Source organism: Anabaena sp. TISTR 8404, assembly GCF_056847745.1.
On sequence record NZ_CP180578.1, the window covers coordinates 6,306,941 to 6,322,690 of the forward strand.

The following is a 15,750-nucleotide window of genomic DNA, read 5'->3' on the forward strand; positions in this document are numbered from 1 at the left end:
TTTTGAGGTAGTATAGAGTGCTGCATACTTATCTTTAGTATATTTTGGTCAAGCAAGATTTAATTCTAATAGGTTCGGCAATGGCAGAAGCAGCACTAAATATTACCTTGGGATCTGAGGAAATTCTTATTCAAGAGTTGGATTTCGTTGACCAGAATCACCCACAAACTTGGAAGAATAAGCTGATTATCGGTGATTGTTTAGAAGTACTCCAAAAGCTGCCTTCTGCAAGCGTTGATTTAATTATCACCTCGCCTCCCTATGCTGATAGTCGGAAAAAAACCTATGGAGGAATTTCTCCCGATGAATATACAGATTGGTTTCTAGCAAGAGCTTTAGAGCTAAAAAGAGTCCTCAAACCAGAAGGTTCCTTCATTCTTAATATTAAAGAGAAAGTTGTTGATGGTCAAAGACATTCATACGTGTTGAATTTAATTTTAGGAATGCAGCAGCAAGGCTGGTTATGGACTGAGGAATATATATGGCATAAAAAAAATAGTTATCCTGGCAAATGGTCTAATCGTTTTCGAGATTCTTGGGAGCGTTGTTTACACTTTAACAAGCAAAAGAAATTTAAGATGTATCAGGAATCTGTCATGGTTCCTATGGGAGATTGGGCAAAATCACGTCTCAAGAATTTGAGCGAGACAGATAAAAGACGTGATAATTCTAAAGTTGACAGTGGATTTAGTAAAAATATTTCTAATTGGGTAGAGCGGAAAATGGCCTATCCAACAAATGTTTTACATTTAGCAACTGAATGCGGAAATAAAAATCATAGTGCGGCTTTTCCGAAAACTCTTCCCTCATGGTTTATCAAGCTATTTACTGATGTAGATGATGTAGTCCTTGACCCCTTTGCAGGTTCAGGAACATCTTGCGTAGCTGCTAAAGAACTAGGCAGAAATTATGTAGGAATTGAAATTAAAAGAGAATATTGTGAATTAGCAGAACTGAATATTAAAACGGCAGTTTCTCATACTCAAGTTTTAAATAACAGTAATCAAAACTATGAGGAATTAAATGTGACTGGCTCAAACTCTGAAATTTATCATGATTATTTGATTAAATATGTTCTTACACCTTTCTATGACAAAAGATTTGAGAAATTGAGCAAATTAAAACTCAAAGATGTTCTGAAACGGAAAAACCCTTATTTATTCAAGGCGAAAAATATTGAACGCGCCCAAGATTTTGTTGATAGTATAATTAGTGCATTTCTTTCTTCACAGGAAGAAACCATATTTGGCAATTTGTTAGAGGGCTTTGCAATACATATATCTAAAACTTTGTATGGTGGTTTTAAGTCAAAGCTCAACAGTATCTCAACAGTTGACCTTGGAACTAGAAGGAAGAGATTCAGATTTAGAAGAACCTCTAGATTTAGCAGATGCGCTGGATTTTGAAGAGTAGTTAGCACAGATGAACGGTTATGAGCTGAGTAAAAAAAGACTGGTATAGTAAAGAGTGATCGCACAAATATCACATAGCATTGACCAACGCTACACTAAAAAAGTAAAGAAATGTAAACGTATAGATATTGCGATCGTGGAAACCATCACATTAGGCAAAAATGGCCCGACTGTTCCACCCCTATGTATTGGTACTTGGGCTTGGGGTGATAAACTGTTTTGGAATTATGGCAGTGACTACGGACAAGAACAATTACAAGCAGCCTTTACAGCAGCTTTAGAAGCGGGTGTTACTTTTTTTGACACCGCAGAAGTTTACGGAATGGGACTGTCTGAACAATTTTTAGGACAATTCATCAAACAGACGCAACAACCTGTGCAAGTTGCCACAAAATTCGGCCCTCTACCTTGGCGATTTACCGGACAATCTGTGAGTGATGCGTTAACAGAAAGCTTCAAGCGTCTGCAACTAGAAAAAATTCAACTGTATCAAGTGCATTGGCCGTTTGCTTTCTTTTTAAGTCAAGAAACACTGATGAACACCTTAGCGGATGAAGTGAAGCGAGGGAGAATTGCCGCAGTCGGTGTCAGTAATTACTCAGCCGCCCAAATGCGAGAAGCCCATCAAATCTTAGCAGCTAGGGGTGTTCCTTTAGCAGTAAACCAAGTACGTTATTCTTTACTGACTCGCCAAGTAGAAAGTAAGGGTATTATCGCAACTGCCCGTGAGCTTGGTGTAACAATTTTAGCTTACAGTCCTTTAGCCCAAGGATTACTCACAGGCAAATATACGCCGGAAAATCTCGAAATACTAAGCGGTGGTAGAAAACTAGATCCAAAATTTGGTAAAGAAGGCTTGCAAAAAATTGCACCAGTGATATCTTTATTGCGTGAGATTGGAGAAAAACGCGATCGCACTCCTGCCCAAGTCGCACTCAACTGGTTAATTGCTCAAGGTAATGTTATTCCTATCGCTGGGGTAAAAACAGCCGAACAAGTAAAACAAAATGCTGGTGCTTTAGGCTGGAAATTAAACAACGATGAAATCGCAGAAATAGAAAAAGTTACTCGTCCTTGGTTGAATTAACTCTTAAATGGTAAATATTCAGCTTGTAGCTGCTCTCAGTCTGCAATAGTGAACATAAGACTATGGAAAAAACATCTTTGTCTATGTTCCTACAAGCTGATAGAAACTGTTAGCAGTCAAAGCTAATGATCAACAGTCAGTCACTTATAACTATTGACCATTGACTAATGACTCTTGACTAAGAAGCTGATTCTCTAGCTGTAGATGAACCTAGCTTTTGATTGGCAGAAACAGGAGTTTCACGGCGACGCAGCTTGGGTTTGGGAGTAGAACGTCTGTCTTCGTCACCGTTGTTAGCGTCTGATTTGTTCCAAGAACGGTTTCTGTCGCCGGAAAATTCCCGACGCTGTTTCACAATTTTGGGTTTAGCAACAGGAACTTCCTCTGGAATTTCCACCTCTGAGCTTAACCAAGCGGGACGGGTTTCATCATAAGCAAGTTGCAGTGCAGCAGCAGCGATCGCATGAGCATCATACTGTTCAATCAATTCGCTGACAATGGGTAAGAACGAAGCTAACCGCTCACCAGTTAAGGCTTCTCTGATTTGCTCCTGCAATTTATTGATGTGCCGTGCTTCAATTTGCGCCCGTGTGGGAATCGACAGTAATTGCCAGCTTTGGCGGATATGACGTTCAAAGATTTGCTGTTTGCGACGCTCAAAGGGCTGAACTAAGGTGATGGCTGTACCTTCTTTACCAGCACGACCAGTCCGACCGATGCGATGCACGTAGGTTTCCACGCTATCAGGTAAGTCGTAGTTAATTACGTGAGATAGTTGGTCAACATCTAAACCGCGTGCAGCAATGTCAGTTGCTACTACCCAGCGCACTTGGCGATTGCGGAAGCGAGTTAATAAACGTTCTCTGGCTTGCTGAGACAAATCACCGTGATATTCATCTACGCTGTGACCAGCTGCTTGCAGTTGGTTGGTAAGTTCTGCCGCAGTTCTTCTGGTACGCACAAAGATTAAGGCTGTTTCTGGATCTTCCATTTCCAGAATTGGCTGTAAAGCTTTGGCTTTTGTCCAGTGGCGGGGAATCAGGTAAGCAACTTGATTGATTTTGTTGGGTGCAGCTTTTGGCTGTTCAACGGTGACTGTAACAGGCGATCGCAAAAACTTGTTCACCAACATCCGAATTGACGGGGGCATTGTGGCGGAGAACAATGCTGTTTGCCGTTCTTGGGGTGCTTGTGACAAAATTCTCTCCACATCATCGATAAAGCCCATGCTCAACATTTCATCGGCTTCATCTAACACAAACCACTTCACTTGATCTAATTTCAAGCTACCGCGCTCTAGCAAATCAATCACTCGTCCGGGAGTACCGACAACGATGTGAACGCCCCGCTTGAGTTGCATAATTTGACGGTCAATTGATTGACCACCATAAATTGCTAAAGCCCGTAAGCCACTGTTACCAATAAATTGGCTAACAGCATCATGAACTTGAATAGCTAATTCACGGGTTGGTGTTAACACTAGAGCTTGTACTGCTCTTTGGCTCACATCCAGCCGTTCTAAAATTGGTAGGGAAAAAGCGGCCGTTTTGCCTGTGCCTGTTTGAGACTGTCCTACTACATCTCGACCTGCCAACAATTGAGGAATGGCTTGGTTTTGAATGTTAGTAGGTGCGGTAAAACCAATTTTTTCTAATAGTTCTGCGCGTTCTTGTGAAATTCCTAGTTCAATAAACGAAAGAGTCATCAATTCTCCTAGATTTTGTTTTTAGACTTTTAGACTGGAAATCGAAATCTATTTGTAACTGTGGGCAACTTGACCGTAGAGGTCGTATGTATCAGCACTGCGAATTTCTACTGGTACGATAGTTCCTAATTTCGCTGCGCCTGTGACATACACCAGACCATCAACTTCTGGCGAACTTCTGCTTGAACGACCAATTAATTCCCCACTTTCAGGATTTTCCTGCTCAATCAGGACATCAACTACTTTGCCGACTTCCTGTTGATTTTTCCGCCAAGAAATGGGCTGCTGAAGTGCCATGAGTCTTTGCCGCCGCTCGTCCATGATTTCTTGAGGTAACTGATTGGGCAGACTGTAAGCGGGGGTTCCTTCTTCTGGTGAAAAGGTAAAAACACCAACATGGTCAAATTCATGCTGCTGCACGAAGTTGAGTAGATGCTCAAAATGCTCTTCGGTTTCTCCTGGGAAACCAACAATAAATGTTGTCCGCAATACTGCTGTTGGTAGTGCAGTTTTGATGCGCTCAATAATTTCATTATTCACCCGTCCTTGCCAAGGACGGTTCATGGAGCGCAGAATCTCAGGATGAGAGTGTTGCAAAGGCAAATCCAAGTAAGGTAATACGTTGGGGGTTTCTTGGATTGCCGCAATTACATCTGGGGTCAATCCTGTGGGATAGGCATAATGCATTCTAATCCAAGGTATATCCACTTTCCCTAAGGCTCGGAGTAATTCGGCTAATTTGGGCTTGCCGTAAATATCCAATCCGTAGTTAGTCGTGATTTGAGAAATCAGAATGATTTCTTTTACGCCTTGGCTGGCTAACTGCTCAGCTTCCGCCACAATCGATTCAATGGTACGCGATCGCTGATTACCTCGCAGATAAGGAATAATACAAAACGCACACCGATAATCGCATCCTTCAGCCACTCTCAGGTAGGCCACACCCTCTGTTGTTGTGCGGTAACGTGGTGTGGTTTCATCAGCGATGTAAGTTGGTTCGGCGCTAATTTGTTTAACGCGCTCTCCTTGTTCTGCCCGCTCGATGACATTGACGATTTTGTGATAGTCGCCTGTACCCACCACGGCTACTGCTTCTGGCAACTCTTCCAATAATTGCTCTTGAAAGTGCTGCGCCATGCAGCCTGTTATTACGATTTTTTTATTAGCCTCTGCCAATTCTACTAAAGTTCTGACAGATTCTTCTCTTGCTGCTTCAATAAAACTACAAGTATTAACGATAACGTAATCTGCTAACTCTTCATTTGTATCTACACCATAGCCTGCTTCTACCAGCAGTCCTAGCATATGTTCTGTATCAATTCGATTTTTCTCGCAGCCCAAATGAGATATTGCTATTGTTGGCTTTTCACCCATACTTTAATCTAGAGGTTTTTTCTTCTGGTCACACAAAGTGCAATGACTTTGCTCTTTGTGATGCACGCCTTTTCGTTGACAATGCCCAGGTGGATTTTTCCACTACCAGTAACTGTCTTTCTATGACCTAGAGAAATTGAGGTCATGCTATGATATGTCTACTATTAGTCTGTTTCCCAGGGTAAATCGCAGTGTCTTTGAATATTTTGGACACTTGTAATATTTTTTAACAATTCGCTTGTTAGTATTTTACACTATCGCAGCGTATGCGTTGTTAATTTACCCGTCGGGAAGCCGCCCAAAAGGCTGGTTGTGAGAAGTCGCTACCCTCAGGGAAATCGCGCTTGCGACTACGCCTAATCAAGCAGTAATGCTACCCTAATGCTTAGGCAAGATGCCTAAACTACGGGAAGCTGCCTTGCGTCTTGTGAGTGGCAAACTCCTCTTGTAGCCAGGTTTTATCTTAACATATCTTATGGAACGTTTTATGCCAAATTCCATCTGCGGGTGGAGGTAGTAAAACAGATACCAGAAACCCATTTATCCTAATGAAGGAACTAGGGACGAGAGACGAGAAAATAAGAGCTAGGTGAATTTTAATCCCTAATGCTCCATCCCTAATCCCTAATCCCTGAATAATATTTGAAGACGTGGACTTATATCAGATCTTTAAAACTCGTACACCAATTATTGGCGTAGTTCACCTACTGCCATTACCCACCTCGCCCCGCTGGGGAGGTAGCCTCAAAGCAGTAATTGACCGTGCCGAACAAGAAGCCACAGCCTTAGCCAGTGGAGGGGTAGATGGCATTATTGTAGAGAATTTTTTCGATGCACCATTTACAAAAAACCAGGTTGATCCGGCTGTTGTGAGCGCCATGACTGTGGTGGTGCAAAGAATACAAAATTTAGTAACTTTGCCTCTTGGTTTAAATGTGTTGCGGAATGATGCCAAAAGTGCGATCGCGATCGCCAGTAGTGTGCAGGCCCAATTTATCCGCGTTAACGTGCTAACTGGAGTAATGGCAACTGATCAAGGATTAATAGAAGGCGAAGCCCATCAATTGCTGCGTTATCGCCGAGAATTGGGTTCGGATGTCAAAATCATGGCTGATGTCTTAGTTAAGCACGCCCGGCCTTTAAGTTCTCCGAATCTGACAGTCGCCGTTAAAGACACCATTGAAAGAGGTTTAGCAGACGCAGTAATTTTATCTGGTTGGGCTACAGGTAGTCCGCCTAATCAGGAAGATTTGGAAATAGCTTGTGGTGCAGCCAACGGTACACCTGTATTTATCGGTAGTGGAGCTAGTTGGGAAAATATTGCTACACTGTTGCAGGCAGCAGATGGTGTGATAGTTTCCAGTTCCTTAAAACGTCATGGTCGGATTGAGCAACCAATTGATCCGATTCGCGTCAGTCAATTTGTCGAAGCTGCACGTCGCAGTTGGAACTCCAAAAGCACAAGCAAATCAGCGGAACAAATAAAATTACATTCTTAAACTGTAGAGAGTTGGAAGTGGGAAGGCTAAAGACTAAAGCATGAAACCTGCAAGGCTTTTGTACTTCACACTTCATACTACCCTCCGGGAAGCCACCCAAAGGGTGTCTACATATTTCGTACTTCATACTTCATACTTTGCAGTTATGATTCGCCGCCGTTCTACTCCTTGGATTCATAAATGGTCGCGCCCAATAATTGCCGCGATCGCCGGATGTGGTGCTTTGGTTACAGGCTATCTCACCATAGAAAAACTCACAGGAGGTAGTGCAGCTTGTGTAGCACAAGCTGGTACTAAAGGCTGTAACGATGTACTTTCTAGTGCTTGGGCTACAGTTTTCGGTCAGCCACTAGCTTTGTTTGGATTTTTGGCATACATCGGTATGGTGATCTTGGCTTTGGCTCCCTTGGTATTGAAATCTGAGAAAAACAACCAACGTAAACAGATAGAAAACTTGACATGGTTGCTGTTGTTGGTGGGAGCGATCGCAATGTCTGTTTTCAGCGGCTACTTAATGTATGTGCTGGCTTTCCACATCAAAGCATTGTGTCCTTACTGTATAGCTTCGGCTTTGTTCTCCGTTAGTTTGTTAGTTCTCACAATTATTGGCCGTACTTGGGAAGATATTGGACAAATTTTATTTACCGCCATTATTGTGGGGATGGTGACACTGATTGGTACTTTAGGTGTATATGCTGGTGTGAACCAATCAAGTACTATACCCGGTTCAACACCTGGACAAGAAAAAATTACTTTTACACCTGCACAACCTCCTAACCCAGAATTTGGTTGGGAAATTACCACAACTTCTGGTGAGGCAGAAATTGCCTTAGCAAAACATCTAGTGAAAGCAGGTGCTAAAGAATATGTTGCCTACTGGTGTCCTCATTGCCACGAACAAAAGCTGATTTTTGGTAAAGAAGCTTACCAAATCATTAACGATAATATTAAAGTAGAGTGTGCTGCTGATAGTCCTAAAGGGAAACCAGAATTATGCCAAGCAGCAAAAATCCGAGCCTTCCCTACTTGGATCATCAATGGTCAAACTTATAGTGGAGTCCAAAATTTAACAGAACTGGCAAAGATTACTGGTTATACAGGCCCAACAAATTTCAAATATTTTAAGTAATCGCTGTCAGTAAGAATTAGAGATTACCTACAGTAGTCAACTGGCTGAATGTAACAATATGTTCCCAGTTGGCTTATTTTTTTGCCAATGTGATTGCTAAAGTTAGTATAAGTTACAACAAAACTATAGCAGGATGCGGGAGGTAAAAATATTAATATTCCTGGCATTCATGCTTTCAGAATTTTCTATCATCTGTGCTTTTTGCTATATCAAAATGTTTATTTTTTCAGTCTAATTACCCAAATAAAATATTTGTCATTTTTTAGGCAACGAAAATATACTTTTGTTATTAGCAATCAATATTTATACCGAACCCGTTCCTCATCGGTACGTAATTTTTGCTTAATTATCAGTCATCATGAATCCTAATTTGTTAACACTATTTCAAATTATTTGTTGGAACATAACCGTACTGGTAAGTGTTTTGAACAATGAACACATTGATATACAAAGCATAATTACTGAGTATTTGATTGCTGATTAATAACTGTACCAATTAAAAGTTTTTCTCCCCACTAGGTAATGGGAATGAGTAAGCAGCTAGGCAAGCGTTTTGTCAGGTTAATCTTGCACCTGAAACAACCGCTAGGTCGAAAAAATAGAGAATTAGTCGTCGCTTGTAGCATTGCAGCCTGCATTTTACTTTTGCGCTCAGTAGGAATGTTTCAATCCCTAGAATTAGCAGGGTTAGATCAATTTTTTCGCTTACGTCCAAACGAACAACCAGACGATCGCATCACGATTGTAGCGATTGATGAAGATTCTTTGCGTCGAGTGGGCGCTTGGCCGATTCCTGATGGTGTTATTGCTCAGTTATTGCAGAAACTGCAAGTTAATCAACCTCGTGCTATTGGCTTAGATATTTATCGAGATTTGCCTGTAAATCCAGGACACCAGGATTTAGTTGATGTTTATCGCTCAATGCCCAATTTAATTGGCATTCAACTATTAACACAGAACCAAAATACGCGTGTTTTACCCCCACCAAAACTGAATTCAAAGCAAGTAGGTTTTAATAATGTACTGTACGACCCCGATGGCAAAGTACGGCGTAATTTGTTGTACTTACATATTGGCAATCAACACTACGAAAGTTTTGCTCTGAAGTTAGCTTTATTGTATTTACAAGCAGAGAAAATTACACCGCAAAAAGCTGCTAAAGACCTTGACTATTTACGTTTAGGTAAGGCTGTATTTACTCCTTTTAGAGCTAATGATGGTGGTTATGTCAGGGCTGATGATAAAGGCTATCAAATTTTAGCTAACTTTCCCAAACCTTCATGTTACAAAGCTTCTGGCGAATTCTGTAGTTATCGTCAAGTATCGATGAGTGATGTACTTGATGGCAGAGTTCCAATTAGTTGGATACGCGATCGCATTGTATTGATTGGTTCAACTGCTGCCAGTCTGCAAGATTTTGTCTTTATTCCCCATTCTAGTCAAATGCTGGGTGCAGCAAAGCCAGTTGCTGGTATTGAATTGCAAGCTTATTTTATTAGTGAATTAATCTCCTCTGCCATTGAAGGAAGACCTTTATTAAAAGTTTGGCCTAAATTCTGGGAATACCTATGGATTTTTGCCTGGTCTTATCTGGGATCAGCAATAATTTGGCGGATTAAATCTTTCAGTAAAAGTATTCCTAGGCTTTTACTATCTTTATTAATCCTATGTTGTAGTAGCTATATAGCTTTCTTGTATGGTTGGTGGCTACCTTTTATTCCAGGACTGCTAACATTTAGCAGCGCATCTATTTGGATGCTCTTTCATATTGCTTACATGCAAGAAGAGTTGAAACGTTCCAAAGAATTTTTACATCAATTAATTAATTCTATTCCTGATCCAGTTTTTGTAAAAAATGAAAAACATCAATGGATTGTTTTAAATGAAGCTTACTGTCAATTTATTGGCTATCCTGATAGTTTGTTATTAGAAAAGTCATATTATGAATTTTTTCCCCGACATGAAGCTGATATTTTTCGACAAGAAGACAATCTGGTTTTTCTAACACAAAAGCCGCGAGAAAATGAAGAGCAATTTACTGATGCAAAAGGTAAAACACATCTAATTGCAACAAAGCGATCGCTCCACAAAGATGCTGCGGGCAATTTCTTTTTAGTTGGTGTAATTCGAGATATTACTCAGCGCAAGCTGATGGAAGAAGAACTCAGGCGTACAGCTGCTGAGTTATTTCGCTCTAATACAGAATTAAAACTCAAAGAAGACCACTTACGATATCTGGCTTATCATGATCCCCTGACAGGTTTATCTAATCGTAAATTCTTTGTTGAACAACTTCATGAGTCGTTGCAGTGGTCGCAAAAAAATAATTTATTGCTGGGACTATTGTTTATTGACTTGGATGGGTTTAAACAAATTAATGATACCTTGGGGCATGATATGGGCGATCGCCTGCTAGTAATTGTCTCCCAGAGACTTAGCAACTGTTTACGTGGTAGCGATACTGTGTCCCGTTTGGGTGGTGATGAATTTACTGTCATTTTACGGGCAATTCCTGATGTACAAGTGGCTGCTAGAGTCGCAGAAAAAATTTTAGCCAGCATTACTGAACCAATTGTTTTGTCAGGATACACTACGAAAATTTCTGCCAGTATTGGTATCAGCGTTTACCCTATGAACAGCCAAGATATGGAAACATTGATAAAACAAGCAGATGCAGCTATGTACCGTGCCAAACACTTAGGTAAAAACCGTTATGAGTTGGCTTGATTATTAACAGGGAACAGTTGAAACCAACCCTCGTCTTGGTGAGTCAAATTACCGTCTTTCACGTTAGCGACGCAGAAGTGTCGCCTGAAGGCGATTTCCAGCACGATGGGGAAGCAACAGTTCTATACCCCCTAATTAAAATTGGGGACAAATGAGCCATTGTTCAAAATGGCTGAAGATGTATGCATAGGTACTTTTATGATACAATTGTACTATAAAAAATGAGCAGTATGAAATTCTAGCAAGTCTTACTTCAGAGTGCTGAAAATTTTGTATATGAGTAACAGTACTTAGAGTAATTTTGATTTATACTGAGTTTTATAAATTAAATTTTCATAAAAAAATCAAAAAATAATCAATTTTCCCCATTACTTTCCTGAGATTTGCTGAGGAGTGTCAAATTTACCACGTAAATACTGAGCAGTATTGTATTTTTTTTTACGAGTCAAGAGAGGTTTAAACCGTACAAAAATAAAGAAATCATTAAATCTTTATATTCTAGAGCATTACTTTAGAGGTAATTGATGAACTTCTAGCACCTTGGGTTGTGATGAGTTCTAACTTTAGACTGATGTCTATAAAGGAGATTTAGGTATATTTCTTAAGTGTTGAGCAGGTTTCATGGTCACAGCTTTACACTCAAATAATTATCTTTAGAAATAAAAAATTTACTAAAGCTTAAATTTTTCAGAAACCAAGACCGAATCAACTGTAGGTAAAAAAAGTATCGGGTGTAATCAGAATGCAGGAACTGGATAAAAGCTTTATGGTTATGAACTTAAGAATCACGAGCATTTTAATATTGTGTGTAAGCGCCTGTCTGGTAATTCCTAAAATTGCTGATGCTAGAGCCAATCTCAGCGATTTAGTGGCTAATGGTTTGACGAATACAGACAGCAATAACTTAATGACATCCAATGTGAATTCTCAGTCTGGGTTACAAGATGTCTATGTTCCGCCCAACTATGGCGTTCCCGACAGTGAGCATGGTAGCGGTACACGCTAGTTTTATATTAATTAGCGACACAAAGAGGTAAGGAGTTTTGCTGATATGGCAGTCAAAGCAGATGTTAGGACTATATTGATTGCTGAAACCTATGTAGACGTGGAGCGGCTTCTCGTAGGGTAAATACTGAGTTTTTACTCAGCACTCAGCACTCAGCACTTCGCTATAAGTAATTAGCTTAAAGGCAGAGATTTACTCCAGTGGAGTTTTTGTACAAGTGTGTGTATTTGCCAATTAGGATCTGGTTCTGGATAATCGATGCGGTAGTGTCCGCCCCGGCTCTCTTTCCGAAAAGCAGCACTTTTGAGAATTAAATAAGCTACATCTAGTAAATTGCGTGTTTCTGCCCAAAGTCTTAATTGTCGTTCTATATCTGGTAGTTTGAACTTGACAGTTTCATTGGGGCGTAAGGAAAGTAAGAATTGACTCAAAGGTAAAATAGCAAAATCTTGTTGCCAAGATTCTACAGTTGCGATCGCCTCATCTAATCGTGATTGTTCTCGACAAATGCCAGCACTTTGCCAAACTATACGCGGTAATTTCTCTCGCAATGCTTCTATCTGTGCTTGCTTAATTTGCCAATCACTCACATCTAAACTAAATTCACGCAAGGGTAACTCTGAGATATCCGCTTCCAGTTTAATATCTGTTAGTTGCATATTTGCCATCTGTGCGCCAAACACAATACATTCCAGCAAAGAGTTACTTGCTAGACGGTTGGCCCCATGTACTCCAGTGCTGGCGGTTTCTCCCACAGCGTATAAACCCGGAATGTTAGTGCGATTTTGTAAATCTGCCACAATCCCACCCATCCAATAATGCGCAGCAGGAGCCACCGGAATTGGCTCATTAAAGACATCAATTCCCCAACGCTGACAAACTTTGATGATATTGGGAAAGCGATGCCGAATTTTGTCGGGGGGAATAGGACGCATATCCAACCACACATGAGCTGTAGCTGGATCAACCGCAGTACGTTGGAGATGGCTAAAAATTGCTCGGCTAACTACATCTCTGGGTGCAAGTTCCCCCGCTGGGTGATAGTCAAAAGCAAATCGTCGCCCAGTATGATCAACCAGATGTGCGCCTTCGCCCCTGACAGCTTCACTAATTAAAAAGCGATCAGCCTCTGGTTTGGTCAAAGCTGTGGGGTGAAATTGCACAAATTCCAAATCTCGCAAAATAGCCCCAGCCCGCCAAGCGATCGCCACGCCATCACCTGTACTCACAGCAGGGTTAGTAGTTTGGGCAAATACTTGACCACCACCGCCAGTTGCTAAAACCACAGCTTTGGCTTTCACCCAAGTAATTTCGCCTTGATAAAACAGGCTAACTCCTTGACAGCGCCCTGTTTGCGGTTCCAGCCACAGACTCAAAGCTAAAGCTTGCTGGATAACTTGAATATTTTTGCGGCGTAACACTTGCGCTGTTAAGGTGGTTGTGACTTCTCTACCTGTGGTGTCAGCAGCATGGAGAACGCGGTGGCGAGAATGGGCAGCTTCTAAAGTTAAAGCTAAGGTGTTACGGTGACGGTCAAAAGCTACGCCCAAATTTACTAAAGATTGAATGCAACTAGGGGCTTGTTGCGCGAGGAATTCCACCGCTTGCCGATCGCACAAACCTGCACCCGCTTGGATTGTATCTTCAATGTGTAACTGTGGAGAATCTTCGGGAGCGATCGCAGCAGCAATACCACCTTGCGCCCAATCACTAGCAGACAAAGAAACTGTTTCTTTGGTAATCAAGCCGACTTGCAAAGACTCTGGCAAACACAGTGCTGTGTACAGTCCAGCGGCTCCAGCGCCGACCACTATAACATCAAATTGGCGAGGAATTTCTATTTCAGACAAGGTGAGAAACAGGGGGAGGTTTTAGGATATTTCTTTAAAAACTTAGCACTCAGCACTCACACTTCGGCTTACTTCGACTTCGCTCGGTACAAGTCTCTCAATGTAAAGCACTCAGCACTCAGCTACAAGAGAACCACTCCCTACAATTGGGAGTGGACTACTTTTTTCTACATTAACGATAATTGAGATTATCTGTAGATACCGTTGTTAAAGCGATCGTCTCCTTCGTTGAAGACAGATTCTTGTTCGGTAACGGTGAAGTTATCGAAATTAGCTTGTAGGATTTGTTTTTGGCGATCGCTCAATCCTGGCAGTTCTAAAACATCTTCTACCTTTTGATAAGGAGCATTTTTGATGATTTTCTTAGCCAGGGTAGGATACAGACCGGGGTAATTTTGGAAAGCGCGGACGTTGGTGTTATTCAAATCAATTTTTTTACCAAATTCCGTTGCTAATTTAGCATCTGCTTTGTTTCGGAACTCTACTGCCAAAACAGGCACTTGTGGCAGCGCCAGACTGTTGATACCAGCAGCTTGGGCTATCTCAGTTGTACCTAACCATCCCCAACAACCAAGCAACAAACTAAATACTGTTAATAAACGCACCAATCTTTTCACGACTTTTTTACCTCTTTCCATCAAACTGAATAATGGCTTTAAGCTGACAGCTGTCAACAGTTTATAATCTTTGAGGCATATTTTATGACTCTGGACTCTCAACTGTTAACTCAGAACTGATAGCTCAATCAACACACAGCAGTCATCAGAAACTAATATACAGCGTATTAATATCAACAATATTTACTTGTCAAAACAGGGGCGAGAGGCATAGGGGCTAGGGGATGCTCTTTTTACTCCGCAATGCCAGTGAGGGAGTCGGCGGATCTACCCAACGCACTCAGCACTCAGCACTTCAAGCAATACTGGCAGCTAACAAAAATAAGCCGTCTACCAAAATAGTACTTAAAACTGCACCGCCAAAAGCATACCAGTGTCGTTGCTGGTAACTTAAAGGTAAAATCCCAGCTGTTAATAGCACTAATGCAAGGGTTATTGCCCAAGCTTGCCCCCAAGGTGTTTGAACTTGAGTGACAGCAGCTTGTAAAATAGGCGACACTGCATCAGGTTCAACTTGCATAATTTGCCGCCAATAGGGCATTAAATCAACTATGTAGAAATATACATCTGTTAAGACTGTACCGAACAAGGAACCTAAATAAAACCAGTTACCAATTTTGCACCAATTTTTGACTAGACACCAACAAGCGAATGGTAAGCCGATAGATTCTACTGGTAAATGCCATACAGGTTCCCAACGCAACCAACCCCAGTAAATTGATCCTGCTAACCAACTCCAGCTAAAGCCTAAAAGCAAATCCCCCCACAGGTAAGTTGCAGGACGTGACATTAAGCGAAAACTCAACCACACCCAAAATCCGGTCATCCCTAAACTGAGACTGGGTAGCGATCGCACCAGTGGTGCTTCAATAAATACTGGTACTGATACTAAAAACACTGCCGCCGCCAACACTAACCAAGTTTGTCGGGACGATATTAATAATGGTAAAGATGGTGATGCAGAAAGTGTAGATTCTAATTCTTCTATACCTAGCTGCCCAGCGTTCTTTACGGGTAATTCCTTATCTATAGCGGCGGTAGAAGCTTTGTAACTAAACAATGTATTATTAACCAAAGTTTTAATAATTGTAACTAAACTTTATCTTATTTAAGATAACATACCTAAAAAATCCACCCTGGGGGCATATTTATTCTACTTAGATTTTACGTAAGTTTTAAGTCGCCCAGAAAAAAGTCTAAATAATTCAGAATTCTGTATCCTGGATTCTGGATTCTTCTCTTGTGTGGGGATATGAAAAATGGGTGTAGGGGTGTAGATTTTCAAAACCCTTACACCCTTACATCCAGTCTCAACAGATAAACTTTTTGCATAAGTCCTGTGCT

Annotated in this window: 11 protein-coding genes; 6 read left to right on the forward strand and 5 right to left on the reverse strand. The window is 41.1% G+C overall.

Annotation, left to right across the window (positions count from 1 at the left end; translation table 11 throughout):
- The first annotated feature begins 80 nt into the window (after nt 1–80).
- Both ACMX3D_RS27290 and ACMX3D_RS27295 read left to right on the forward strand, forming a co-directional pair.
- A complete protein-coding gene (locus ACMX3D_RS27290; RefSeq protein ID WP_482748907.1) occupies nt 81–1,406 on the forward strand; it encodes a PmeII family type II restriction endonuclease in 1,326 nt (441 codons plus the stop codon).
- A gap of 142 nt (nt 1,407–1,548) precedes the next feature.
- Entirely contained in the window at nt 1,549–2,499 is a 951-nt protein-coding gene (locus ACMX3D_RS27295) for an aldo/keto reductase (protein ID WP_482752438.1), read from the forward strand.
- Between the two features lie 178 nt (nt 2,500–2,677).
- Here ACMX3D_RS27295 and ACMX3D_RS27300 read toward each other — a convergent pair whose 3' ends face one another.
- Together ACMX3D_RS27300 and rimO are read right to left on the reverse strand one after the other, a co-directional pair.
- Nucleotides 2,678–4,204 (reverse strand): DEAD/DEAH box helicase, encoded by a 1,527-nt coding sequence (locus tag ACMX3D_RS27300; RefSeq protein ID WP_482748908.1) that lies wholly within the window; start codon nt 4,202–4,204, stop codon nt 2,678–2,680.
- 48 nt (nt 4,205–4,252) lie between these two features.
- Nucleotides 4,253–5,578, reverse strand: a complete 1,326-nt coding sequence (rimO, locus tag ACMX3D_RS27305) for a 30S ribosomal protein S12 methylthiotransferase RimO (RefSeq protein WP_482748909.1) — start codon at nt 5,576–5,578, stop codon at nt 4,253–4,255.
- Between the two features lie 650 nt (nt 5,579–6,228).
- Between rimO and btpA the strand changes: the two genes are divergently transcribed.
- The 4 genes from btpA to ACMX3D_RS27325 all read left to right on the forward strand — a co-directional run bounded on the left by btpA (nt 6,229) and on the right by ACMX3D_RS27325 (nt 11,939).
- Nucleotides 6,229–7,077 carry a photosystem I biogenesis protein BtpA gene (gene btpA / locus ACMX3D_RS27310; RefSeq protein ID WP_482748910.1) on the forward strand — a complete coding sequence of 283 codons (849 nt, stop codon included), beginning with the start codon at nt 6,229–6,231 and terminating at the stop codon, nt 7,075–7,077.
- Nucleotides 7,078–7,222: 145 nt separating this feature from the next.
- Nucleotides 7,223–8,206 (forward strand): vitamin K epoxide reductase family protein, encoded by a 984-nt coding sequence (locus tag ACMX3D_RS27315; RefSeq protein WP_482752439.1) that lies wholly within the window; start codon nt 7,223–7,225, stop codon nt 8,204–8,206.
- 528 nt (nt 8,207–8,734) lie between these two features.
- Complete coding sequence (locus tag ACMX3D_RS27320; protein WP_482748911.1) at nt 8,735–10,933, forward strand: CHASE2 domain-containing protein; 2,199 nt, start codon at nt 8,735–8,737, stop codon at nt 10,931–10,933.
- A 766-nt stretch (nt 10,934–11,699) separates the two neighbouring features.
- Entirely contained in the window at nt 11,700–11,939 is a 240-nt protein-coding gene (locus ACMX3D_RS27325; protein ID WP_482748912.1) for a hypothetical protein, read from the forward strand.
- Between the two features lie 173 nt (nt 11,940–12,112).
- Here the strand turns inward: ACMX3D_RS27325 and nadB are convergent, their stop codons facing one another.
- The 3 genes from nadB to ACMX3D_RS27340 form a co-directional block, all read right to left on the reverse strand.
- The gene (gene nadB, locus ACMX3D_RS27330) at nt 12,113–13,789 is read right to left on the reverse strand and encodes an L-aspartate oxidase (protein WP_482748913.1); all 1,677 of its coding nucleotides are present in this window, start codon (nt 13,787–13,789) and stop codon (nt 12,113–12,115) included.
- A 188-nt stretch (nt 13,790–13,977) separates the two neighbouring features.
- Nucleotides 13,978–14,406 carry a photosystem II complex extrinsic protein PsbU gene (gene psbU, locus ACMX3D_RS27335; protein WP_482748914.1) on the reverse strand — a complete coding sequence of 143 codons (429 nt, stop codon included), beginning with the start codon at nt 14,404–14,406 and terminating at the stop codon, nt 13,978–13,980.
- Between the two features lie 295 nt (nt 14,407–14,701).
- On the reverse strand, nt 14,702–15,481 hold the full coding sequence (locus ACMX3D_RS27340; protein WP_482748915.1) for a DUF3120 domain-containing protein: 780 nt from the start codon (nt 15,479–15,481) through the stop codon (nt 14,702–14,704).
- Between the last annotated feature and the right edge of the window lie 269 nt (nt 15,482–15,750).